At 64.7% G+C, this 25133-nt stretch carries 18 protein-coding genes; 12 read left to right on the top strand and 6 right to left on the bottom strand.

The genetic code is table 11. From position 1 onward, the window contains the following. Positions 1-44: 44 nt before the first annotated feature. The 3 genes from lolA to ACDH77_RS09865 form a co-directional block, all read right to left on the bottom strand. The gene (gene lolA / locus ACDH77_RS09875) at positions 45-716 is read right to left on the bottom strand and encodes an outer membrane lipoprotein chaperone LolA (RefSeq protein ID WP_029819379.1); all 672 of its coding nucleotides are present in this window, start codon (positions 714-716) and stop codon (positions 45-47) included. A gap of 64 nt (positions 717-780) precedes the next feature. Beyond that, the gene (locus ACDH77_RS09870; protein ID WP_051876407.1) at positions 781-2709 is read right to left on the bottom strand and encodes a DUF3857 and transglutaminase domain-containing protein; all 1929 of its coding nucleotides are present in this window, start codon (positions 2707-2709) and stop codon (positions 781-783) included. Between the two features lie 150 nt (positions 2710-2859). After that, on the bottom strand, positions 2860-5217 hold the full coding sequence (locus ACDH77_RS09865) for a DNA translocase FtsK (protein WP_014090140.1): 2358 nt from the start codon (positions 5215-5217) through the stop codon (positions 2860-2862). A gap of 283 nt (positions 5218-5500) precedes the next feature. Between ACDH77_RS09865 and trxB the strand changes: the two genes are divergently transcribed. From trxB to infA, 5 genes are all read left to right on the top strand, one after another. Beyond that, positions 5501-6469, top strand: a complete 969-nt coding sequence (gene trxB, locus ACDH77_RS09860; protein WP_014090139.1) for a thioredoxin-disulfide reductase — start codon at positions 5501-5503, stop codon at positions 6467-6469. A 57-nt stretch (positions 6470-6526) separates the two neighbouring features. Further along, positions 6527-7648 carry a GNAT family N-acetyltransferase gene (locus tag ACDH77_RS09855; RefSeq protein WP_218488801.1) on the top strand — a complete coding sequence of 374 codons (1122 nt, stop codon included), beginning with the start codon at positions 6527-6529 and terminating at the stop codon, positions 7646-7648. 268 nt (positions 7649-7916) lie between these two features. Beyond that, positions 7917-8960, top strand: a complete 1044-nt coding sequence (locus tag ACDH77_RS09850; protein WP_057681712.1) for an NAD-dependent epimerase/dehydratase family protein — start codon at positions 7917-7919, stop codon at positions 8958-8960. Positions 8961-9090: 130 nt separating this feature from the next. Next, a complete protein-coding gene (aat, locus tag ACDH77_RS09845) occupies positions 9091-9843 on the top strand; it encodes a leucyl/phenylalanyl-tRNA--protein transferase (protein WP_031422582.1) in 753 nt (250 codons plus the stop codon). Positions 9844-9923: 80 nt separating this feature from the next. Further along, on the top strand, positions 9924-10142 hold the full coding sequence (gene infA / locus ACDH77_RS09840; protein WP_002813418.1) for a translation initiation factor IF-1: 219 nt from the start codon (positions 9924-9926) through the stop codon (positions 10140-10142). A gap of 272 nt (positions 10143-10414) precedes the next feature. Here infA and clpA read toward each other — a convergent pair whose 3' ends face one another. Continuing rightward, the gene (gene clpA, locus ACDH77_RS09835; protein ID WP_008575777.1) at positions 10415-12697 is read right to left on the bottom strand and encodes an ATP-dependent Clp protease ATP-binding subunit ClpA; all 2283 of its coding nucleotides are present in this window, start codon (positions 12695-12697) and stop codon (positions 10415-10417) included. Between the two features lie 142 nt (positions 12698-12839). Then, complete coding sequence (clpS, locus tag ACDH77_RS09830; protein ID WP_005914463.1) at positions 12840-13160, bottom strand: ATP-dependent Clp protease adapter ClpS; 321 nt, start codon at positions 13158-13160, stop codon at positions 12840-12842. 250 nt (positions 13161-13410) lie between these two features. Here clpS and ACDH77_RS09825 point away from each other — a divergent pair, with 250 nt between their 5' ends. The 5 genes from ACDH77_RS09825 to ACDH77_RS09805 all read left to right on the top strand — a co-directional run bounded on the left by ACDH77_RS09825 (position 13411) and on the right by ACDH77_RS09805 (position 17327). Continuing rightward, positions 13411-13869: an NUDIX hydrolase gene (locus tag ACDH77_RS09825; protein ID WP_008575782.1), complete on the top strand. Its 459-nt coding sequence runs from the start codon at positions 13411-13413 to the stop codon at positions 13867-13869. Then, positions 13866-14990, top strand: a complete 1125-nt coding sequence (gene mnmA, locus ACDH77_RS09820; RefSeq protein WP_218488800.1) for a tRNA 2-thiouridine(34) synthase MnmA — start codon at positions 13866-13868, stop codon at positions 14988-14990. The genes ACDH77_RS09825 and mnmA overlap by 4 nt, the downstream gene beginning before the upstream one ends. A 12-nt stretch (positions 14991-15002) precedes the next feature. Further along, entirely contained in the window at positions 15003-15617 is a 615-nt protein-coding gene (gene hflD / locus ACDH77_RS09815; RefSeq protein ID WP_029819372.1) for a high frequency lysogenization protein HflD, read from the top strand. 61 nt (positions 15618-15678) lie between these two features. After that, a complete protein-coding gene (locus ACDH77_RS09810; RefSeq protein ID WP_014090132.1) occupies positions 15679-16956 on the top strand; it encodes a methyl-accepting chemotaxis protein in 1278 nt (425 codons plus the stop codon). Between the two features lie 86 nt (positions 16957-17042). After that, complete coding sequence (locus ACDH77_RS09805) at positions 17043-17327, top strand: hypothetical protein (RefSeq protein ID WP_008575786.1); 285 nt, start codon at positions 17043-17045, stop codon at positions 17325-17327. A 948-nt stretch (positions 17328-18275) separates the two neighbouring features. On the opposite strand, the gene ACDH77_RS09800 is transcribed toward ACDH77_RS09805, so the two are convergent. Further along, positions 18276-21062, bottom strand: a complete 2787-nt coding sequence (locus tag ACDH77_RS09800; RefSeq protein WP_218488799.1) for an EAL domain-containing protein — start codon at positions 21060-21062, stop codon at positions 18276-18278. 120 nt (positions 21063-21182) lie between these two features. Here ACDH77_RS09800 and ACDH77_RS09795 point away from each other — a divergent pair, with 120 nt between their 5' ends. Both ACDH77_RS09795 and ACDH77_RS09790 read left to right on the top strand, forming a co-directional pair. Then, on the top strand, positions 21183-23315 hold the full coding sequence (locus tag ACDH77_RS09795; protein ID WP_008575789.1) for a PAS domain S-box protein: 2133 nt from the start codon (positions 21183-21185) through the stop codon (positions 23313-23315). A 3-nt stretch (positions 23316-23318) separates the two neighbouring features. Further along, positions 23319-25040 (top strand): EAL domain-containing protein, encoded by a 1722-nt coding sequence (locus ACDH77_RS09790; RefSeq protein ID WP_008575790.1) that lies wholly within the window; start codon positions 23319-23321, stop codon positions 25038-25040. The last annotated feature ends 93 nt before the right edge of the window (positions 25041-25133 follow it).

Raw genomic sequence — 25133 nt, 5'->3', positions numbered from 1 at the left:
CGCTCGCTGCGCCATGCGTTCATCCCGAGAGCCCCGCAGACGCTTTACTGCGCGTCGCCCACCACATCCACGCCCTTGGCCGGCGTATAGCGGAAGGTGTCTGCAGAAAACGCCGGGTTGCGCTTCCAGCCGCTAAAGCTGATCGCGGTGCGTTGGCCGACTGCGTCCACCACTTCCATCCTGGCCAGGCCCTCCTTGCCGAACCCCAGCGAGGCGATCTGGAAGCTGGCGTCGGTGTCCACCTTGGGCGTCAGCGACAACCATTGCAGGCCGTCGCGTGGCGCGGCTTCTTCGCTGACATCGTACTTCTTGTCCAGAAGCGCCGGGTCGATCAATGCAACCAGCGGGCTGTTCTGTTCTTCGCTGCCCTGTGCGCGCACGGTGACCTGCTCCAGATCCGGATCCAATACCCAGACCTTCTTGCCGTCGGCCACGATCAGCTGCTTATAGGGCTTGGCGTATTCCCAACGGAACTGACGCGGTGTCGCCAGTGCGACCCGCCCGCTCGAAGTTTCCTTGACCCGGCCGTTCGCGTCGGTCACCCGCTGACTGAACTGCCCATCCAGTCCCTTCAACCCTCGCGTGAAGGTGTCCAGCTCCTGGCGCGCACCGGCAAACGCGGTACTGGCGAACAGAGCAGTGGCAAGGACGGCATAACGGAGCTGGCGATGCATCGCGGTCTTCCAGAAGGACATGCGTAGATTCTGATACTTCATAGATGAATGGGCGAGCGCTATCGCACGGCATGTTCAGATGGCGGCGTGTGCGCGGCAATCCGCCTCATCGTGCCGTCTGCACCCTGGACAGATCGCCATAGACAATCTGCCCGCGAAACCCGCGCCGCACCTGTTGGTAGAGCTCGCGAAACGCACGGTAATCCTGCGGCTGGCACAACGCCTGTGGCCCGCGCACGGCGGCACGCTGCAGGCGATGCACGGCGGTGACCGTCTGCCCCTGCCGTGTCCACTCAACCACGTATTCGCCGGCGGCATTGCGAAAGGTGCTGCTGCGCGGAATGGCGATGATCGGCACCGTCTCGGGAAAGCTCACCACGTAGGTTTCTTCGCGCACGCTGTCGTTGCAGTAAAACGGGGTCAGATTGTTTTCGGCCGAGGTGGTGGTGTAGATGGCGCGCGTTGACTCGGCACCTGGCATATCCGGCAAGGTCATGCCGCCGACCACCGAGAAGTCCACCGCGTCCTTGGCCTGGAAGGTGTAGCGGTAGTTGAACGGTGCATCCAGATCCAGCGGGTCGCCCTGAATCAGCAGATCGCCGGTGCCGTCGAAACCGGACTGGGCAAGGATCGACTCTTCGATCCGGTTGCGATTCTGCGCATTGAGCTGCACGAACATCGCGCGCAAGCCCACTTCGCCGGTCTGCCCGCTGTCGAGCGTGGTGGTGCCCTGCAGATCGCCTTGCGGCGTGAACCGGTATTCAGTGCGGGCGACATAGCGATTGACCTTGCGGTCGTTCGGCGGCGTCTGCGTGACCTTGCCATCGCGCGTATGCACCACCGGCGCGCCGAGATCGCCGGCCGGCAACTGGCCGAAGCGTGCGTAGGGGTTGGTCGAGTCCACGTACAGATCGAATGCGGGAATGTAGGTGATGGCGTGGTTGAAGCGGCCCAGCACCGGGATCTGCGGCAAGGTCGGGCCGCCCTCTGCCCCAATCAGCACCGGTGTGCTGGCAATCCCCTTGGCGGCAAGCAGGGCCTCCAGAATCACGGTGTGGTCTTTGCAATCGCCGTAATGGTTGGCCAGGATGCTCTCGGCGCTGTTGGGTTCCAGCCCGCCATTGCCCAGATACACCGCCACATAGCGGATGTTGCGCGCCACCCACGCATACAGCGCGGCAGCCTGCGCGCGCGGGGCATCGATACCGCGGGTGACCTCATCGGCCAGCGCCTGGATCGCCGGCGTCACCGCCGCAGCGCGCCCGCCTTTGACGTGGTACGCCAGGCCCATCTGCGACCAGCTATCGAAGGTGCTGGCCATCAAGGTGGGGCTGAACTCCCAGGTCGCAGCGCTCCAGTTCTGGTTCTTCATCGGCGCGGTGCGCTGGTAGCGCCACTCCCAGCGTGCCTGGTCGCCGCGCACCACCGGCTTGGTGCTGCCCTGCAGCCCGCGTGCAGAAAGATGCATCGGCAGCCCCTTCGGCGCGACCAACGTAATCACCGCATCGTCGTACTGCGCGAAGACGCTGAAGGTCTCCCACAGGCTGAAGTAACCGGGGAAATACGGCGTGTTCTGTGCCCGCCGCACGCGGTACACAATGCGCGCGCCCGGCGCCAGATTCGGGAACACCACCACTTTCACCTTGCGGTCGGCATACATCGCTGCCGAGGCGCTGGAATAGCTTTCCTGGGTATAGATTTTGTCGGCCGCCACGTCCTGGCGCAGCCCTTCGGCCGTGACGGTATACGCCTGCAGCACATCGAGCGTTTCCATCTTCTCGCTATAGCTCAGCCGGACCTGGCTGAACTGCTCCACGGCCGACTTGGTCTTGAGCAGGATCTCGTACTCGTCGGTTTCAACGCTGCTGGCGTCGGCGCGCACCTCGTAGTCGGCGCGGTAGCGCACGAAACTGTAATTGGTGTCGGCCTGCGTGCGCGTTGCAGCACTGGCAGTGGGCGCGGGCCGTTGCTGTGCCTGGGCAAGCAGCGGGAGATAGAGGAGCAGCACGAACACTAACGAGGGACGATGCAACATGGGTCTCGATCACGGCGGGCCGGAGCGGCCCTCACCCACAGGGTAGCCGTTGTGCCGGGCAATGACAGGCACGGGCTTCCAACAATGCGGCATTGCTGCAGGCGCCCGATCGGAAGCTGCACATAAAACGCGCCACGACATCGCCGGCGCCTACTTCGGCGGCGGCGGTGCCAGCACGGTACGGTCGCCATTGTGCTCGGGCGGGCTGACGACGCCGGCCGCCTCCATCGCTTCGATCAGACGCGCGGCACGGTTGTAGCCGATCTTCAAACGCCGCTGCACGCCGGAAATCGACGCACGCCGGGTCTCGGTGACGATGCGCAAGGCTTCGTCGTACAAGGGATCCGATTCGTCGCCGCCACCGCCGCTGCTTTCCGGCAAGCCGGTGGCACCGACCACGGTGCCATCGCCCATGGTCTGCACTTCGTCCAGCACGCCTTCGACGTAGGACACCGGCCCGCTGGCCTTGAGATGCTCGACCACGCGATGCACTTCCTCGTCGCTGACGAAAGCCCCGTGCACGCGATCCGGCAGCGCGGTGCCGGGCGGCAGGTACAGCATGTCGCCGTTGCCCAGCAGCGCCTCGGCGCCGGACTGGTCCAGGATGGTGCGCGAGTCGATCTTGGAGCTGACCTGAAACGCCACGCGGGTGGGGATATTGGCCTTGATCAGGCCGGTGATCACGTCCACCGATGGCCGCTGCGTGGCCAGGATCAAGTGGATGCCGGCCGCACGCGCCTTCTGCGCCAGGCGCGCGATGAGCTCTTCGACCTTCTTGCCGACGATCATCATCATGTCGGCGAATTCGTCGATGAAGATGACGATGAACGGCAGCGTTTCCAGCGGCCGGGGCGCTTCGCCCAGTTCCGGGTTCGGCTTGAACAGCGGGTCCATCATCGGCTGGCCGGCGTCGATGGCGTCCTTGACCTTCTTGTTGAAGCCGGCCAGGTTGCGCACGCCCACCGCGCTCATCAGCTTGTAGCGGCGCTCCATCTCGGCCACGCACCAGCGCAGGCCGTTGGCGGCCTCCTTCATGTCGGTGACCACCGGCGCCAGCAGGTGCGGGATGCCCTGATAGACGCTCAACTCGAGCATCTTCGGGTCGATCATCAGCATCCGCAGTTCCTTGTGCGAGGCCTTGAACAGCAGGCTGAGCACCATCGCATTGACCGCCACCGACTTGCCCGAGCCGGTCGTACCGGCGACCAGCAAGTGCGGCATGCGCGCCAGGTCGGCCACGGTCGGGCGCCCGGCAATATCCTTGCCCAGGGCCAGCGTCAGCGGGCTGGCCGACTTGTCATACTCCTTGGAGCGCAGCAATTCGGAGAGGAAGATCATCTCCCGGCTGACATTGGGAATTTCCAGGCCGATCACCGACTTGCCCGGGATCACGTCCACCACGCGCACCGATTTCACCGACAACCCGCGCGCGATGTCCTTGTCCAGCGAGCTGATCTGGCTGACCTTGATGCCCGGCGCCGGCTCGATCTCGAAGCGGGTGATCACCGGGCCCGGATAGGCCCCGACCACCTGCGCCTCGATGCGGAAGTCCTTGAGCTTGAACTCGATCTGGCGCGACAGCGTTTCCAGCGTCTCTTCCGAATAGCCCTTGGTCTGCGGCTTGGGGTCGTCCAGCAGCGCCAGCGGCGGCAGGTCCGAGCCGTCGGTGCTGACGCCCTGGAACATCGGAATCTGGGTGTCGCGCTTGGCGCGCTCGCTCTTTTCCACCACCGGCGCCGGCGGCGGCTCGATCTTGACCGGCTCGCGCTTGGCCTGCTTGACCGCATCGACCTTGCGCACTTCCTCGCGTTCTTCGCGCATCACCCGGGTCTGCTGCCACTCGGTGGCCTGATGGGTCTTGCGCTGCATCAGCGGCCCCAGCGCCAGCACCCACTTGCCGATGCGCTCCATCACCGCAAACCACGACAAGCCGGTCGCCAGGGTGATCGACACCAGCAGCAGCACCAACACGAACAAGTTCGCGCCCAAGGAACCGAAGCCGGAACTGAGCGAGCCGGCGACCAACTTGCCCAGGATGCCGCCGGCCTCGGCCACCTCGCCCTGGAACAGGCGCAGGTGCAGGAAGCCGGTCGAGGAAATCAGGAACCCCACCATGCCGACCAGGCGCAGCGCCGGCCCCAGATCGCTTTGGCTCTGCTCCTCGCGCTCGCCGATCAAGGCGATCCAGGCGACCGCTCCCAACAGCACCGGCAGCAGGAAGGCCACATACCCGAACAGCTGCAGCAGCACGTCGGCCGCCAGGGCGCCGAATCGGCCGCCCATGTTGTGGATCGGCGCAACCAGATTGCCGGTGCGCGACCAACCCGGATCGGTCGCCGAGTAAGTGAACAGGCTGGCCAGCAGATACAGCAGCAACGGCGCTACCGCGATCAAGGCCAGATCGCGCCAGAGCTTCTGCCGCCGCGGATTGTCCGCCACCGCCGTCTTGCGCGACGACGGTTTGCCCTCTGCGGGCTTGCTGCTGCGTTCGGGAACCTGCTTTGCCACCTGTAGCCAGACCTTAGAAAAATGCTGTTAGTGTTTGATAATAAACGACTGAAGCCACGGTTTCAGCAGTTGCATGCGCCCTGGCCATCCAACCAAGCGCCGCTCAACGAAAAACGCCGCACAAGGCGGCGTCGAGCACGTGGTTGGAGCGGAGCATGCCATCTGCGGTTCAAGCAGTTCCATCGCGCCGCCTTGATTCACCGGGTGGGGACCGCCACTCTATGCCGCCACGGGGGCGCGAATTACTTCGCCTGCCCTACCAATTCCTAGATCGCGAGTATACATGAGCGCCTCTTCTGCCAGCCCCGCCAAGCACTCCCGCCTGTTGATCCTGGGCTCCGGCCCGGCCGGCTGGACCGCCGCGGTCTACGCCGCCCGCGCCAATCTCAAGCCGGTGGTCATCACCGGGCTGCAGCAAGGCGGCCAACTGATGACCACCACCGAGGTGGACAACTGGCCGGGCGACCCCCACGGCCTGATGGGTCCGGACCTGATGAGCCGCATGCAGGCGCATGCCGAGCGCTTCGAGACCGAGGTCATCTTCGACCATATCCACACGGCAGATCTGTCGCAGCGTCCGTTCCGGCTGATCGGCGACGGGGCCGAGTACACCTGCGACGCGCTCATCATCGCCACCGGCGCTACCGCCAAGTACCTGGGCATCCCCACCGAAGAAGCCTTCAAGGGGCGTGGCGTCTCCGCCTGCGCCACCTGCGACGGCTTCTTCTACAAGGACCAGGACGTGGTGGTGGTCGGCGGCGGCAACACCGCGGTCGAAGAGGCGCTGTACCTGTCCAACATTGCCCGCAAGGTCTACCTGGTGCATCGCCGCGATACGCTGCGCGCAGAGAAAATCATGCAGGACAAGCTGTTCGCCAAAGTGGCCGCCGGCAAGATCGAGACCGTCTGGCACCATGCCATCGACGAGGTACTGGGCAACGATGCCGGGGTTACCGGCGTCCGAGTGAAGTCCACCATCGACGGCAGCACCCGCGACATCGATGCGCATGGTTTCTTCGTGGCGATTGGCCATCACCCGAACACGCAGTTGTTCGATGGCCAGTTGGCAATGAACAACGGCTACCTGGAAATCCGCTCCGGCCTGAACGGCGCCGCGACCGAGACCTCGGTGGCCGGCGTGTTCGCCGCCGGCGACGTGGCCGACCAGCATTACCGCCAGGCCATCACCTCGGCCGGCTTCGGCTGCATGGCCGCGCTGGATGCCGAGCGTTATCTCGACAAGAGCGCCTGAGATGGCGCCTGATTGCCGGCCGCGCCACGCGGCCAGCATCGCCAAGGGGCTGCCCACATGGGCATAACCGCACGCTGGTGTCGCCAGCTGGACGAGTTGCCGGCCGGCGCCTGGGATGCGCTGCACGATGGCACGCATCCCTTTATCAGCTACGCATTTCTGCAAGGCCTTGAACGTGAGGGTTGCCTGCGCCCGGATTGGGGATGGAACCCGCTGCACCTGACCTTGTGGGAGGGTGACACTCTGGTCGCCGCGGCTCCCGGCTACCTCAAGAACAACTCGCACGGCGAGTTCGTCTTCGACCATGCCTGGGCGCATGCGTACGCGCGCTATGGCCAGGACTACTTCCCCAAATGGCTGTGTGGGGTGCCCTACTCGCCCGTCACCGGCCCGCGCCTGCTCGGTGCGCCCACGTGGCGCGGCCACCTGCTGAAGGCGATGCGCGAGCTGGTGGAGCGCAGCGGACTGTCGTCGGCGCATGTGAACTTTTACCCCGCTGGTGAAGACGCCGCCTTCGATGCCGACTGGCTGGAACGCAACGACCTGCAGTACCACTGGCACAACGCCAGCGGCTGGGGCGACTTCGAGACGTTCCTGTCGGCGATGGATCACAAGCACCGCAAGAACATTCGCCAGGAACGCGCCAAGGTGCAGCGCGCCGGCGTGCAACTGCGCGTGGTGCACGGTGATGAGGCCAGCGATGCGGAGCTGGCCGCGATGTACGGCTTTTATCTCAAGACCTTCAACGAGTACGGCAACTCGCCCGCGCTGACGCAGCAGTTCCTGCAGCACCTGGCCACGGCCATGCCGCGCCAGCTGGTGATGTTCCTGGCCGACCTCGATGGGCAACCCATCGCCGGTGCACTCTGCCTGCGCGGGCAGCACACTTTGTACGGCCGCTACTGGGGCGGTGAAGCCCTGCCCGGCCTGCATTTCGAGACCTGCTACTACCAGGGCATCGAATATTGCCTGCGCGAAGGCCTGACCCGCTTCGAACCTGGCGCACAAGGCCAGCACAAGATCGCGCGCGGCTTTCTGCCGACGCTGGTGCGCAGCCGCCACTGGATTGCCGATCCGGGCTTTCGCGAGCCGCTGGCGGACTGGTGCGCGCAAGAGCGGGCCGAGGTCGAGCAGCACGCCGCCGCCCTGCTGCGCCATTCGCCGTTCCGCCAAGCGTGATCGCCCTGCGGCGGCTTCTCCACCCATCCCGGGTCGATACATCGCACCGCCGCCGCACAAATCCAGGCACCGCCTGACGTGGCAGGCCGACGTGGCAGGCCTCTGCGCCGTCGCGCGAGACCCGTTCATCAGTCCTCATCGTAGCCCTTGCGCAAGCCGCGCATTTGCCGTGCCTGGTACCCGATCATTCCGAACTTGCGGACGCTACCGCAGAATATGCTAGCGTTGACTATTGATTCGGGCATGTCGCCCGCACCGGAATCGGCCCATGAAGCAAACGGTGTTGGTCACCGGCGGTAGTGGCTATGTCGCCTGCCGGCTGGTGAAGCAGTTGCTGGAAGCGGGCGACACCGTGCACGCCACCGTGCGCAGCCTGCACGATTCGCCCAAGCTGCGGCCCTTACGGCAGCTGCAGGCGGACCACCCGGACCGATTGCGGTTGTTCGAAGCAGACCTGCTGGTACCCGGCTCCTTCGCCGACGCGATGCAGGGCTGCTCTGTGGTGCATCACGTCGCCTCGCCGTTCCTGATGCCGGAAAAGATCAAGAACGGCCGCACCCAACTGCTGGAACCCGCGCTGCAAGGCGTCAGGAACGTGCTGACCACGGTGAACGCGACTTCCAGCGTCGAGCGGGTGGTGCTCACGTCCACCATCGGCGCGATCTTCGGCGACTACCGCGACGTGCTGGACATGCCCGGGCAAACGCTGTCAGAAGCCTTCTTCAACACCACCAGCAGCCTCGATCACAATCCCTACCACTACTCCAAGGTGGTCGCCGAGCAGGAGGCGTGGGCCATGTCCCGTGCGCAGCAGCGCTGGGACCTGGTCTGCATCAATCCCGGCCTGGTGCTCGGTCCGTCCCCGGCCGCAGGCTCGGATTCGGGCAGCCTGTTCCTGCTCGACGAACTGATGCGCGGCCTGTTCTTCTATGGCGTGCCGGACCTGAGCTTTGCCACGGTGGACGTGCGTGAAGTTGCCAACGCACACATCGCCGCGGCCAAGCGGCCCAGCGCGCACGGCCGCTACATCGTCGCCTCGGCACAGATGATCTCGTTCCTGGAAATCGCGCGGTTCCTGCGCAAGGTCCACCGCCGCCCTTACCTGTTGCCGCGTCTGCAGATTCCCGGTTTGGCGTTGCGGCTACTCGGCCCCTTCTTCGGGCTGAGCCCCAAGTACATTCGCAATCATCTCGGCATCCGCTTCGGCCTGGACAACCGGCGCTCGCGCCAGGAATTGGGCGTGGACTACCGTCCGGTCGAGCAGACCTTGCACGAGCACTACGCCAGCTGGGACCGGCAGCGACGGGCTTGAGCCAGCTGGGTGCTCCGCAGGCGCACCTGTACCATCGCCGGAACCGAACCAGGCACCTGCCCATGCCCTTTGCCGCTCCATTTCCATGCCTGCGTGGCGCGCCGTGGCGATCCGGCCGGTGGCCGGCGTGATGACGCCCTTTCGTCGTCCCACCGTGTTGGGCACTTCCGCCTCGGCCCCATTCCCGCCTGCCGAGGCCGCCCTGACCGATCCCGACGGACTGCTTGCCGTTGGCGGAGATCTGTCGCCCCAGCGCCTGCTCAACGCGTACGCGCACGGCATTTTCCCGTGGTATTCGGAGGGCCAACCGATCCTGTGGTGGAGCCCGGATCCGCGCATGGTCTTTCGCACTGACGGCGTGCGCCTGTCCTCTCGCTTCAAGCGCCAGCTTCGCGCAAGCACCTGGACGGTTCGCGCCGATACCGCCTTCGAACAGGTGATCGACGCCTGTGCTGCGAGTCCGCGCCCTGGCCAGCACGGCACCTGGATCACCGCGGAAATGCAGCAGGCCTATATCGCCTTGCACCGTCTCGGCCACGCGCATTCGATCGAGGTGTTCGACGGCGCGCGCCTGGTTGGCGGGATCTACGGCGTCGCGATCGGCCGGATGTTTTTTGGCGAAAGCATGTTCAGCGGGGAAAGCGGCGGCTCCAAGGTGGCACTAGCCGCCTTGGCCGCCAATCTGCATGGCCGAGGGTGGCCACTGATCGATGCGCAGGTGGAAAATCCGCACCTGCTGAGCCTGGGCGCCGAACGCTTGCCGCGCGCTGACTTTTTGCACCAGGTGCAACGCCAGGTTGCCCTGACGGAACCGCCGGGTAGTTGGTCTGCGCGTTACCGCGAACACGCCGCCAGCGACCTGCGTGAGACCCGCTTAACATAAAATTTGCACCGCAGGGAGATGGCGCGTAAAATGCCGTCCCTTACGGCCCTGCCGGGCCAGCCGTGACTGCACAGGATTACATGTCGAAAGACGACTCCATTGAATTCGAAGGCAGCGTCAGCGAGACGCTTCCCAACACCACGTTCCGGGTCAAGCTGGAGAACGGGCATGAAATCATCGCCCACATCTCCGGACGTATGCGCAAGAACTACATCCGCATCCTGACCGGCGACCGGGTCAAAGTTGAGATGACTCCCTACGACCTGACCAAGGGTCGTATTACCTACCGCATGAAGTAAGCGGTTCTGGTACCGAGACGCGAGGCGGCCATTGGCCGCTTTTTGTCGTGCCCGCAATTCGAGCGCACAGTGACAGGCACCTACCCGGACGCACTGCCCTGCTCCGCACCGGCGGCTTGGCAAGACTTGCTGGCAGCGTAGAAACGCATCACCCAGCAGCCATCCCCGCCAAGCGTGCCATCGTCAGGGTGCGTGATCGCGATGCGCGCTGAAGACGTAAAAAAGCCGCTCTTTCGAGCGGCTTTTCCTTAACTGCGAAAACAACCTTACGATCAATCCACCGTCGCGGGCAGCAGGCGTTCGGGTTCCGGATGCGCCTCGACCACCAGTTCGCCATCCTTGACGTCGATGCTGACCCGGCCACCGTCCACCAACTTGCCGAACAGCAGTTCGTCGGCGAGCGGGCGCTTGATCTTCTCCTGGATCACCCGCGACATCGGCCGCGCACCCATCAGCGGATCGAAGCCATGCTGGGCCAGCCAGTCGCGCGCGGTCGGGGTGGCCGACAGGGAGACGTGCTTTTCCTGCAACAGCATTTCCAGTTCGATGATGAACTTGTCCACCACCCGCAGGATGTGGTCGAACGCCAGGGGCTGGAACTGCACGATCGCATCCAGACGGTTGCGGAATTCGGGCGTGAAACCGCGACGGATCGACTCCATCGCATCGGTGGAATGATCCTGCTTGGTAAAACCGATCGACCGACGCGATGCCTGCGTGGCGCCGGCATTGGTCGTCATCACCAAAATCACGTTCTTGAAGTTGGCCTCGCGCCCGTTGGTGTCGGTCAGAATGCCGCGGTCCATGACCTGCAACAGGATGTTGAAGATGTCCGGATGCGCTTTCTCCACTTCGTCCAGCAGCAGCACGCAGTGCGGTGTCTTGACGATCTTTTCGGTCAACAAGCCGCCCTGATCGAAACCGACGTAGCCCGGGGGCGCACCGATGAGACGGCTGATCGAGTGCGCTTCCATGTATTCGGACATGTCGAAACGCACCAGCTCGATCCCCAGCTGCAGCGCGAGCTGCTTGGTGACCTCGGTCTTGCCGACACCGGTGGGGCCGGCGAACAGGAAGTTGCCGATTGGTTTTTCCGGATTGGCCAGACCCGAGCGCGCCAGCTTGATCGAACCGGCCAGCGTCTCGATCGCCGGGTTCTGCCCGAAGATCACCATCTTCAGGTTGCGCTCCAGGTGCTGCAGCACGTCCTTGTCGGTCGCGCTGACCTGCTTGGCCGGAATGCGCGCCATCTTGGCGACGATGGTCTCGATCTCTTCGATATCGATCAGTTCCTTGCGCTTGCCTTCCGGCAGCAGACGCTGACGCGCACCAGCCTCGTCGATCACGTCGATCGCCTTGTCCGGCAGCAAACGGTCGCCGATATGCTTCACCGACAGGTCGACGGCGGCCTGTAGCGCGTCATCGGCGTAGGTCACGCCGTGATGCGCCTCGTACTTGGGCTTGAGGCCCTGCAGGATTTCGAAGGTCTCGCCCACGGTCGGCTCGACGATATCGATCTTCTGGAACCGACGCGCCAGCGCACGGTCCTTCTCGAAAATGCCACGATATTCCTGGAACGTGGTCGACCCGATGCAGCGCAGCTCGCCCGACGACAGCGCCGGCTTGATCAGATTGGAGGCGTCCATGGTGCCCCCCGAAGCCGAGCCGGCACCGATGATCGTGTGGATTTCGTCGATGAACAGCACCGCGTTCGGCACCTTCTTCAACGCAGCCAGCACGCCCTTGAGACGCTTTTCGAAATCGCCGCGGTACTTGGTGCCGGCCACCAGGGCGCCCAGATCCAGCGAGTAGATCACCGCATCGGCGAGCACTTCCGGCACGTCGTTGTCGACGATACGCTTGGCCAAGCCCTCGGCGATCGCGGTCTTGCCGACGCCGGCCTCGCCCACGTACAGCGGGTTGTTCTTGCGCCGGCGGCACAGGACCTGGATGGTGCGCTCGATCTCGTCGCTACGGCCGACCAGCGGGTCGATCTTGCCGTTGCGTGCCTGATCGTTGAGATTGGTGGCGAACTCGGCCAGGGCGTCGCCCTTGGCTTCGCCCTCGCCGCCTTCGCTCTTGGACTCGCCATCCGGCGCGGACGGCTGCTCGCCGTCCTCGCCCAGCTTGGCGATGCCGTGCGAGAGATAATTGACGATATCGAGACGGGTGATGTCCTGTTGGTTCAGGAAGTACACCGCATGCGAGTCCTTCTCGCCGAAGATCGCGACCAGCACGTTGGCGCCGGTGACTTCCTTCTTGCCCGAGGATTGCACGTGGTAGACCGCGCGCTGCAACACCCGCTGGAATCCCAGGGTGGGCTGCGTGTCGCGCCCGTCGTCCTCGGCCAGGCGCGAGACCGAGGCCTCGATCGCCTGTTCCAGGTCATTGTGCAGGCGCACCTGGTCTGCCCCACAGGCCTTGAGCACGGCCTGGGCGGAAGGGTTGTCCAGCAGCGAGAGCAGCAGGTGCTCGACGGTCATGAACTCATGACGCGCCTCGCGTGCTCGCTTGTAGCACTGGCCGATGGTTTGCTCTAGGTCTTTGCTGAACATTGGTAACTCCGAACGGCTGTTGCCAACAATATGCGGCTTTTGTTGGGATTTTCCACAACCCTATCGGATAGGCATGTTCAGACAGCGTTAGCACGTGATCGCAGCCACACTGTTGCGCTGCTGGAATGACCTGCCGGGCGCCTCAGGCCTGTTCCATCGTGCACAGCAGCGGGTGCTGGTTCATGCGCGAAAACTCGTTGACCTGGGCCACTTTCGACTCCGCAACCTCTCGGCTGTAGACCCCGCACACGCCGCGTCCGCGGGTGTGGACGTGCAACATGATCTGGGTGGCCTGCTCCAGATTCAGGTTGAAAAACTGCTCCAGGACGGTCACCACGAAGTCCATCGGGGTGTAGTCGTCGTTCAGCAACAGCACCTGGTAGCGCGGCGGTGGCGCCACTTCGGGCTTGCTGGCTTCGACCATCAGGCCGTGGTCGTGTTCGTGTGAGGTATTCCGAGGCATCCGGCCATTATACGGTTCAACCTTGCACGCATTGGACGATTTACGCTGCGCCCCGCACAATTTGTCTCCAATTCCCTGGCTGGCCCTTGATGACCGATCCCATGACCGCGCAGCTGCTGGCGCCGTCGTCGACCGCAGATGCCCCGATGCGCACCGCACACGACGGCGCAGCCGTGCCGCGGTGGCACCGCAATGCCGTCCCCGCCGCGCAAGCAGCGCACAGGTGGTCGACCGCGTTGGAGCAGATTCGATGAGTACGCCAGAGCAACGCTGGCATCCCGATGTGACCGTGGCTACCGTCGTGGTGCGCGATGGACGCTTTTTGCAGGTGGAAGAAGCCATCGGCGGCCGCCTGCTGTTGAACCAGCCTGCCGGGCATCTGGAGCCGAACGAAAGCCTGCTGGATGCGGCCGTGCGCGAAACCCTCGAGGAGACTGGCTGGGACGTGCGCCTGACCCAGTTCATCGGTACCTACCAATGGGTTGCCCCCAACGGACAGTGCTTTTTGCGCTTTGCATTCGTTGCCGATGCGCTAGCCCATCACTCCGAACGCAGCCTCGACACCGGCGTGGTGCGCGCGCTGTGGATGACCCCGGACGAACTGCGCGCCTCCACCGAGCGCCTGCGCAGCCCACTGGTGTGGGAGGTGGTTGCCGACTACCTGGCCGGGCAGCGCTATCCGCTCTCCCTGGTGCGGCACGTCGCATGAGTACGCCACGGATTGTGGTGGGTGTGTCCGGCGGCGTGGATTCGTCGGTGGCGGCGTGGAAGCTGGCGCAGCAAGGCGAGCCGATCGCGGGGCTGTTCATGCAGAACTGGGCCGACGACGGCAGCGGCGATTGTCGCGCCGAAGACGACCGCCGCGATGCCGTGGCGGTGTGCGGCGTGCTGGGCATCCCGTTTCATTTTCGCGATTTCTCCGGCGAATACTGGAGCGGCGTGTTCGCGCATTTCCTGGCCGAATATGCGGCCGGACGCACGCCCAACCCGGACGTGTTGTGCAACCGCGAAGTGAAGTTCAAGCATTTTCTGGATGCAGCACAGGCGCTGGGGGCCGAGCGCATCGCCACCGGCCATTACGCGCAGGTGGCGCATCGCGGCGGGCGGTGGCGGCTGCTACGTGGCGCCGACCGCGGCAAGGACCAGAGTTATTTCCTGCATCAGTTGGGGCAGGCGCAGTTGGCCGCCACCCTGTTCCCGATCGGCGACCTGGAAAAAAGCACGTTGCGCCGGATTGCCCAGGATGCCGGCTTGCCGACCCATGCCAAGAAGGATTCCACCGGCATCTGCTTCATCGGCGAACGCGATTTCCGCGAGTTTCTGGGCCGCTACCTGCCCGCGCGCGCCGGCGAGATCCGCGACCCGCAGGGGCAGCGCATCGCCGAGCATCCGGGGGTGTTCTATTTCACCCTGGGCCAGCGCGAAGGGCTGAACATCGGCGGCGTGCGCGGACGGGCGGCCGCGCCGTGGTATGTGGTCGGCAAGGATGTGGCGAACAATGTGCTGTATGTGGACCAGGACCGCGACAGCCCGCTGCTGCAATCGCGCTGGCTGCAGTCCGAACAAGCCCACTGGGTGACCGGAGCGCCGCCGGCACGCCGGTTCACCTGCACTGCGCAGACGCGCTACCGTCAGCCCGACGAGCCCTGCACGGTGGAGGTGCAGGACGATGGCAGCGTGCAGGTGCGCTTCGAACGGCCGCAACGGGCGGTGACGCCGGGGCAGTCGCTGGTGCTGTACGACGGGCAGGAGTGCCTGGGCGGCGCGGTCATCGCCGCCACCGACGCACCGCTGGAACGCCAGTTGGCGGGATCTTCTTTTTTCCTCTGAGGTAGTGGCTTGATGAGTGTTTCCATGGATCACCGTGTGCTGGCGCTTGCCGGCGTCGCTCAGGCCCTGCAACAGGTGCGGCGGATCGCCGAGACCGGGCATTCGGAAGCGGCGACGGTGCGTACCGCCATGGACAGCGTGTTCCGGGTGGACGCCGCCTCGCCAGAGGCCGTGTACGGCTCGGCAGCGGCGCTGGCGCCTGGCCTGCGCCTGCTGCACAACTACTTCCGCAACCAAGGCCAGGACGAAGTGCTGCCGCGCCTGGCGCTGGCCGTGCTGCAGCTGGAGCGCCGGTTCGTGCGCGATGCCAGCACCGTCGCCACTGTCGCCAGCGGAATCGACGCGGCAGCGCGCCAGGCCCAGCAGCTGGGCGACAGCAGCCACCCCGATGTGTTGAGCTCGCTCGGCGGGCTGTACGCACAGACCATCAGCCACTTGCGGCCCAAGGTCATGGTCCAAGGCAACCCGCACTACCTGGGCCAGGCCGGCGTGGTCGCGGAGATCCGCGCGCTGTTGCTGGCAGCAGTGCGCTCGGCGGTGCTGTGGCGGCAGATGGGCGGCAGCCTGTGGGATTTCCTGTTCGCCAAGCGCGCGATGATCGAAGCGGTGGACCGCGCGTTGCGCTAAATGGCGCGAAAAAGCCGCCTGCATCTGCACGCTAGCGGCCGCTGACGCGCGCCAACGGCGGTTGAATGGGCCAGGCGATGTGGCGATCGTCGCTAAAGACAACGGGGGCAGTGCCGATACAGCAACCGTGACTCTGCCGAGAACGCCCATGTATTCACGTCCACTCATCCGTCTAGCCGCTCCTTTGGCTCTGACCTTGCTGTTCCCCTTCGCTGTCGGATTCGACTGGCCCGCTTCGGTGCGCTGGGCGATCCTGGCGACCATGACCCTCAGTTGGTTGGGTTTCGCTGCCTGGGTGACGTATTCCCAGTTCCGGCCTAATCCGGACCAGGCCCGCATCCTGCGCGAGCAGGACCAACTGCTCAACGAACTGCGCACGTTCGTCAGCAACGAAGTCGACGGTTCGCGCTCGGAAGTCGAGCGTGCCCGCGAACTGATCCGCCAGGCCGTGTCCGGCCTGGGTGGCAGCTTCGAAGCGATGAATCGCAAATCGCGTCAGCAAAGCCAGGCACTGGCCCGCATCGTCGACCGTGCCGGTGACGATGGCAGCGCCGGCGTCGACGTCGCCCGCTTCGCCCAGCACGCCAGCTCCCGCATGGAGCAGTTGGTGGAAGCGCTGGAACAGGTGAGCGGCCAAAGTACCAATACCGTCCATCACATCGACGAGATGGCGCAGCATCTGGATGGCATCTTCGCGCTGCTGGAAGACGTCAAGTCGATTGCCGACCAGACCAACCTGCTGGCCTTGAACGCCGCCATCGAAGCAGCGCGTGCCGGTGAAGCCGGTCGCGGCTTCGCCGTGGTTGCCGACGAGGTGCGCAACCTGTCCGAGCGTTCCACCACCTTCAACGAGCAGATCCGCAAGCTGGCACACAGCTCCAAGGAGTCGATCGCCAAGGTGCGTGAAACGGTCTCGCAGCTGGCCTCGCGCCACATGGACCGCTCCCGCGAGGCGCGCCATGAATCGGCCGCCATGCTGGAGAACGTCGCCCAGATCAACGCCTCGTTGGGCGATGGCATGCGCGAGATCTCCGAATGCGCACGCTCGATCGATGGCAGCGTGGCCGAAGCGGTGCGTGCCCTGCAGTTCGAGGACATCGCCACGCAGACGCTGAGCGGTATCCACACCCACCTGGATCGCCTGACCGCGATCAACCGCGAAGCGGTGGCGCTGCAGGAACTGCTGCATCGCAATGGCGGCGTATACGACAGCGATCTGGTCGCCGCGCTGGCCAAGGTGTCCAACCGCCTGCGCGACATGCGCGTGGAGTGGGAGCGCCCGCCGCACAAGCCGGTGGCGCAGCAAGGCATGGGTGCCGGCACGGTCGAGTTGTTCTAAGACCGATGCCGCCACGCAGCTGCTGATTCCGACATTCCCCGGCCTTCCGGGGATTTGTCGTTCCGTTACGACCTGGTGTTCCGCCCATGACGCTTGTTGCCCCGACCATCGATGCCCCTACCGCCGCACTGCAGGCCGCTGCATTGGCAGCCGCACAAGCCGAGCGCATCGCGCAAAGCGATGCGGCCAGGCCTGCATTGCGGCGCGTCCGCATGCCGGCCGCGCTGGAACGGCTGGAACACAGCGCACGCGCGGAGCTGCTGGCCCTGATCAACCCGCGCCGTGCATGCAGCGAAGAAGAACTGCTGTTTGCAACCGTGGCCTGGGATCTCAGTCTGGATGGTGCCGCGGTCAGCGGATCGGCGCGGTAAGCCCAGCGCCGCACAGCGGGGCATGCCTCGGCAGGCGCCCCGCTGGTTGTTTCCACTGCCCGAGATTGAGGCCTTTGCGCCCCGCCTTGCCGCCAAGGCGCTTCTGCCGACAAGCAGTGCCCACGCACGCGACACCGCTCACCTGCAGCGTCAGGTGAGCTCTGCCCGCCCGTCTGCGGCGATTCTTATGACTGAACGTGCGCCTTTGATCGCTACCGCGCGATCGGAACGAGCCTGCGCGAGGGAATTGCGCGTCTGCTACGCGGCGTCGCAACTCTCTCACGCCCCTGTTGCGGCACACACTCGAAGTGCGTCTTTGCCGGCTGAGCAACCCAAACCACTTCAGCAGTGGAAGTGGACCCGCCAGTTGCACCGATGCTGATGTGTAGCGTGGCTGCGGGTCCTTGCGCGCGCCTCATCGCAGGACAGATGCATTGCAGCCTGTAAGAGCTTACGCGGCAGCCATGCCGTTCGAGGTCCTGCGATGGCGGGCGCGCAGCGACCGTGGAGATGGTCGCTGCGCGATGTGCGCAGTGCATCGCCCCCTGCTTTTCACTTATCGACCTGCCAACGCTCGGGTGCGATGTCCTCGCCGAGTGCGGGAGCGTTGGCGCGGCATGGAGGTCGCCATCGAACTTCACTAGATGGACCAGCAGCGTGTCCCGCGAGCGGCAAGGCATCGCGCCGCCTTCGACGCCAGGACGTGGTTGTGGCCCTGTCGCTTACGTCAGCTTGAGCGTCGTTGATGCCGCCGCGAAGTATGTGTGGGACGCCCTCATGGCCTGCCCTGTGACTGGTGAGGCCCTGCGTACCCGACCTGACAAGTGATCAGCGGCGTGAGAACGCCGATATGGCTCGCCATGTCTGATGTCTTCGACCCGTTTGGCAATATACACCGACACCTGTAGGGCGGATGCGCCGCGGCTCAAACCCACGCAACGCACTGGGTCAGTTGGCAATCACCAGCCGTGCGCCCAACCGTATGCCGGCGTCGGCTTCGCGCAACCACTGCGCCATGTCGCGCGGCGATAGCGGGCGTGAGTAGAAGTAACCCTGGATTTCGTCGCAGCCCTGCTGGCGCAGCAGTGCATCTTCCTGCACGGTTTCCACGCCTTCTGCGACCACCTGCATGCCCAGGGCATGCCCCAGATGGACGATGGCCTGGGTGACTTCGGCCGTATTGGCGTCGTCGAGCATGCCTTGCACGAAGCTGCGGTCGATCTTCAGACGCTGTACCGGGAACCGGTTGAGGTAATGCAGGTTGGAGAAGCCGGTGCCGAAGTCGTCCACCGCCAGCAGCACGCCGTTCTGTTCGAACAATTCGAAGCAGCGGCGCAGCGAGTCCGAATCGCGAATCAAGGCAGATTCGGTCAGCTCCAGCTCCAGGCGCGAAGGCGGCCAGCCATTGTCGCGGCAGATTTCCAGCACGCGCTCGGCAAAGCCGCGTTCGCGCAATTGCACCGCAGACACATTCACCGCAACGCGGCTGAAATGCAGCCCGGCCCGATCCCAGACCACGGCCTGACGACACGCTTCGCCGATGACCCACTCGCCCAGACGCACGATCTCGCCGCATTCTTCGGCAATCGGGATGAATTCGACCGGGCTGCAGGGTCCATGGCCAGGGCGATTCCAGCGCATCAGCGCTTCGATCGCCGGCGATGCATCGTCCACGGTGTTGACCAGCGGTTGGTAGACCAGCGTGAATTCTTCGCGCTCGAGCGCGCCTTGCAGCGCATGCTCCAGCTCCAGGCGGCGCTGCGCGCGCAGCAGCACGTCCTGGCTGTAGTAATGGTAGGTATTGCGCCCGGACTCCTTGGCTGCGTACATCGCCGCGTCGGCGGCGCGCAGGAGGCTATCGAAATCCGACAGCCCTTCGCCCTGCAGCGCGATGCCGATGCTGGCGCCGAGCTTGAGGGTGACGTGCTCCTTGCGCAGCGGCTCGCCCAGCGCAGCAATCAATTTGCGCGCCACGTGGCCGGCATCTTCGGGCTCGGACATATCGCGCAGCAGCACGATGAATTCGTCGTCGCTGAAGCGGCCGAACAGGTCGCTATTACGCAGATGTTGATGCAGGCGCGACGAGGCCAGCTTGAGCAGGTTGTCGCCGGTGGCGTGGCCGAACGAATCGTTGATGCTTTTGAAGCCATCCAGATCGATCAACAGCATTGCCAACGTCTGGCCGCGCTCGCTCGCTTCGCGAATGGCGTTTTCTGCCTGCTCGCGCAACAAGAAGCGGTTCGGCAAACCGGTCAGACGGTCGTAGTGGGCAAGCAGCTCGATGCGCTCGTTGGCTTCGCGCTCGCGGGTGATATCGCGGAACAAGGCAACAAACCGCGGCGGCAAGCCCTCACGACGATCCAGTTCGATCAGCACCTGCACCCAGACACGCTGGCCGGAGTTGCGATAGAAACACAGCTCCAGCTGCTCGGGCAGGCCGCCATCGGAGATACGCAGCAGCGCCGCCTCGAAAGCGTCGCGCGAATCCTGCGTATACAGCGACAGCGCCTGCTCCAGGGTGATGTTTTCCTTGCGCAGGCCGTGAATGCGATAGCACTCCTCGGTCCATTGCATGCGCCGGGTGTCGACCTCGATCTCGCAGCCGCCGATCTTGCCCAACGCGGACACGCGATTGAGCAGCTCGGTGCGCCAACGGATCAGCGCGTCGGTCTGGCGTTGTTCGGTGACGTTCTGCAGCTGGCCAAGCACGCGCACCATGCTGCCGTCGCCATCGAACACCGGCTGTGCCCACACGCGCAGATGATGCGGGTTGGCACCGAGCAGGCCGTTGATTTCCATCTCGAAGTGCACCGGCATACCTTCGTGTTTGATCTTGCGCCAGGCGCTGCGCAGTTGCGCAACCGAAGGCCCAGCCAGCAGGCGCAGGATGTCGCGGATGCCTTGCAGACGAACCTGGGTCATGCCGAGTTGTTGCAGGAAATCCTGCGACACCCACAGCGCATCGTGATGCGAATCCCAGCTCCAGCTTCCCATGCTGGCAATGCGCTGGGCTTCTTCGAGCTGCGCCTGCTGATCGCGCAGCTGCTGCTCGAGCAATTTGTGATGGTGCACGTCGGTATGCGTGCCGACCATGCGCAACGGACGTCCGTCGGCGGTGCGCGATACCACGCGGCCGCGATCCAGGATCCAGCGCCACTGGCCGTCGTGCTGGCGTAGCCGAAATTCGGCCACATAGGTATCGGTGCGGCCTTCCAGATGCGCCTGCACCGCCGCGCTGACATGCGCATGGTCTTCCGGATGAATCAGCCCGGACAAGGCAGTGAGATTGTTCGGCAGCGGCTGCTCGGAATAACCGAGCATGCGCGTCCAGCGCCCGGAGCGATACACCACATCGGCCGGAATATCCCAATCCCACAAGCCATGATCGGCGCTGTCCAGGCCTATCTCCCAGCGACTGGTGCCATCGGCACCTTTGGGCTCGGGAATGCTCAGGGTGAATGCCATGATCTGGCCGTGCTCGTCGCAGACCGCACGCAGCCAGCCCTCCAGCCGCCCGCCGCCGGCGCCTGGCAATACGCAGGGCGCCATGCCCCCGCTTTCGGCCAATTGGGCACGGCTGCTTTCCAACACATCGGCGTATGCGCCGAGGGTTGCCGGCAATCCGAGGGATTGCGCAACGCGGTTGGCCGCCAGAGGCTGGCCATGCGCATCCAACAACACCACCGCCGAGGTCAGCGGGTGCTGCAGCATGCTTGCAATGACGCCTGAGTCCACTCTGGAACACTCCGAAGAATCGACCCCGGCCTTCGGAGTCGCAATGGATAACGGCCGTGCCGGCCAATAGTTGAGCCACCTGTTGCGAGCTGGACCGAACCGGCCCGAGTTACGGCTAAGATGGCCGCATCGCCAGCACTCAAGGTCGTCCGCGGATCCATGCAACAGCCCGTCGCCGCGCCCGCATTTTCGTCTGCCCCCGTCTCCTGCCTCCGTCTGGCCGAGCGCCTGCAGCAAGGCTTGTGGACACTGACCGGCCTGTACCTGCTGGTTGGCGTGATCTGGCTGCTGCTGGGCAACCGGCTGCTCAACCTGGCCGGCGCCGCCATGCCGGAGCGCTGGTCGGACGCGAGCTTTCTGGTGCTGTCCAGCATCGTCATCCACCTGGTGCTGCGCCGCTTTACCGGCTTGATCGTGGACGAGTACGCCCAGCTGGCGCAGTCCGAGGCGTTGCTGCAAGCCAAGTTCCTGGCATTGCCCAGCCCGGCCTTCATTTACGACCTGGCCACCATGCGCATCCTCGACGCCAATCCGGCGGCGCTGGAATTCTTCGGCTGGGAGCGCGACGAGTTCCTGCAGCAGACGCTGCAGGCGATCTGGCCCAATGCCGATGGCGAGCGGCTGGAAGAAATCATTGCGCAGATCCGTGGCAAGGGGGATGCCACCTGCGTGTTGAACGAAGACCTGATGACGCGCAGCGGCCCGCGGCATGTCGAGGTGCGCAGCAACCAGCTGCATCTGGCCAGCGGCCCTGCCCGTCTGGTCGTCACCGTAGACCGCAGCGAAGAGCGCCGGGCGCAGGATCTGCGCGACGAGGCGCTCGAACGCTTGGAAGAGGCGCAAAGCATCGCGCGGCTGGGCTCCTGGCAACTGGATCGCACCACCGGCCTGGGGCGCTATTCGCCGGCGGTCTACCGCCTGCTGGGGCGCAGCGTGCCGATGCACCGGCGTGAGCATCGGCTGGAAGAATTGCTGACCGCCTCTGACAGCGCGACCCAGGTGCGCATCGAACGCATGATCGAAGACATGTGTACCGGTGGCGAGGTGCAGATCGATGTGCTGCTGCCGCTGACCGGTGGCGATTCGCAACCGCGCACGGTGCATCTGCGCGCCGAAAGCGTGACCAGCCCCAGCGGCGTGCGCCATGTGCACGGCACCTTGCAGGACGTGAGCGAACGCGAGCAATCGCGCCGGCTGCTGCGCGAACGCGAGGAGCAGTTTCGCGAGTTGGTGCGCGTGCTGCCCGACGGTGTGCTGATTCTCGCCGACGAGCATGTGATGTATGCCAACGCGGCCGGCTCGGCCCAGTTCGGCTTCCAGGGCGAAACCATCCTGGGCGAACCACTGCAGACCCTAGTGGGCGACAACGACCTGCCGGTGGTGCGCGAATACCTGCGCGCAGGCAGCGATCGCAATGAGCCGGTCTCCAGCGCACGCGCGATGCGTCGTCGCGACGGCAGCACCTTCTACGCAGGTCTGTCGGCCGGCGACATCCGCTACGGCGGACGCAGCTGCAAGTTGCTGGTGGTGCGCGATCTGAGCGAACCCGAGCGCATGCGCGATGCCCTGGCCGAGAGCAATGCCGAACTGCAGGCGATGGCCAAACGTCTGTTTTCGTTGCAGGAAGATGAGCGGCGTGCCATCTCGCGCGACCTGCATGACGACATCGGGCAAGCGATCACTGCGATGAAGTTGTCTGCGCACGCAGCCCTGGATGAGCCGGACGCGGACGCGCGCCGCGAGGACTTGCTGGAAGTCGTGTCGCTGGCCGACACCACGGTGACCAAGCTGCGCAATCTGTCGATGCTGTTGCGCCCGCCACAACTCGATGCCCTGGGCCTGGAGGCAGCGCTGCGTTGGCAGGCATCGATGCTGTTCCGCGCCTCGCAGGTTCGGCTGGAGCTCGATATTCAGGCACTCGAGGAACGGCCGGGCAACGAGATCGAACAGGCCTGCTTCCGGATCGCGCAGGAAAGCCTGACCAATGCGTTGCGGCACGCCTGCGCCGGCGAAGTGCACCTGCGTCTGCATTCGATCGATGGCGACAGTTTCCGCCTGGAAGTCAGCGACGACGGCGATGGGTTCGAGCCGGAGGGTCCGCGTGGGCTGGGGCTGATCGTGATGCGTGAGCGTGCGCAAACCGTCGGCGGCACGCTCGCGATAGAATCAGCCCCCGGAGCAGGCACGCGCGTGACGTTGCGCCTGCCCTATCACCCGGTCGGCGAGTCCGTCCACGACGATGGTGGACGTTGAGTCATGTGGAGTCCCGTAATCCCGCCCGGACTGGAAATCGTCAAGCCCACCCGGCTTGGCGCGGGCAACCCCGAATTGCTGCACCTGGTGGATGCGGCCGCGTCCGGCGGCCCGCCGCTGATGATCTTCCACGTCGATATCGATCACTTCGCCTCGATCAACGAGAACATGAGTGGCGAGGTCGGCGACCAGGCGCTGACGCTGGCAGCGCGCAGGCTGCAGGAATTTCTCGGCACGCGCGGCAAGCTGTGGCGCCACGGCAGCGATGAAATGGTGGTTGTGGCGGTGCGCCGCGACGACACGCCCCTGCCGGAAGATTTTGCCGAGGAAATCCGCCAGCAACTTGAACTGCCGCTGTCGGTGCTGCCGTATACCTTGTTCATGACCGGCAAGGTCGGCATCAGCCTGTGTCCTGAACATTCCACCTCATTGTCCACGCTGCTGGATTACGCCGAAGAAGCCAGCTACCAGGCCGCGCGCGAAGGCGGCAACACGGTGCGGCTGTACACGCGCAACTCGGCCACCAACGCGCATAGCGAAAGCATCATTGCGCGGCAGATCGTCGATGCGATTCCGCACGGCGAATTGCGTCTGCGCTACCAGCCGCTGGTGAGTGCGCGCGACGGCCGCATCGTGGGCATGGAAGCGCTGCTGCGCTGGCAATCGCCCACCCTGGGCATGCTGGTGCCGGAACGCTTCATGCGTACCGCCGAGCGCCTGGGCGTGATCGTGCAGATCGGCGAATGGGTATTGCAGAACGCAGTACGCCAGGCGCGGCTGTGGCGCGACCAGGGTTTCGACGATTTCAGCATTGCAGTGAATGTTTCCACACTGCAGCTGCTGCGCCCGGGCTTCTTCAACGAAGTCATGGCGATGCTGCAGACCGCCGGTGTGCCGGCGCAGTTCGTCACGCTGGAGATCAACGAAAGCGCGCTGACCAACAACGTCAATTTCGTCCACGAGACGATGGCCAATCTGCGCAACGAAGGCATCAGCCTGAGCCTGGACAACTTCGGCACCGGCGATTCCAGCCTGAGCGCGTTGGTGCGCTACCCGGTGGACCGGCTCAAGATCGACCGCAGCTTCATCAAGAGCGCACCGGCCGGCAGCCGCGAGGCGGCGATTGCGCGTGCCATCATCGCCATGGGCCACCAGCTCGGCATGACGGTGATTGCCAACGGCGTCGAATCGCAGGCGCAGCTGGGCTTTTTGCGCCGCAACGATTGCGACATCTTCCAGGGCTACCTGTTCGGCGAGCCGATGTCGGCCGAGTCGGCCGGCATGGCACTGCGTCGCCGCTACCTGCGCCCGGAATCATTTGCCGAAAGCCGCCCCGACCGCACGCTCTTGCTGCTGGACGACGAAGAAAACGTGCTGCGCTCGCTGGTGCGGCTGTTCCGCCGCGACGGTTACCGGATTCTGGCAGCCGGCAACGTGCGCGACGCCTTCGACCTGCTGGCCACCAACGATGTGCAGGTGATCCTGTCGGACCAGCGCATGAGCGACATGAGCGGCACCGAGTTCCTGGGCCGGGTCAAGATGCTCTACCCGGACACGGTGCGCCTGGTGCTCTCCGGCTACACCGACCTGGCCACCGTCACCGAGGCCATCAACCGCGGCGCGATCTACCGTTTCCTGACCAAGCCCTGGAACGACGACGAGCTGCGCGAGCACATTCGCCAGGCATTCCGCACGCATGATGAGTTGCGTAATGGCCGGGAATAGGGAATCGGGATTGGGGAATCGGTAGAGCAGACCTCTGCGTCTTGTTGCTTCTCAGACACGCAACCAGATCAAGCGAGCGAAAAGCTACCTTAC

The sequence above is a fragment of the Xanthomonas axonopodis pv. maculifoliigardeniae genome, from assembly GCF_041519315.1.
GTDB lineage: Bacteria > Pseudomonadota > Gammaproteobacteria > Xanthomonadales > Xanthomonadaceae > Xanthomonas > Xanthomonas euvesicatoria.
Note: the sequence above shows the minus strand (reverse complement) of the source record. Positions and strands in the feature narration are given on the sequence as shown.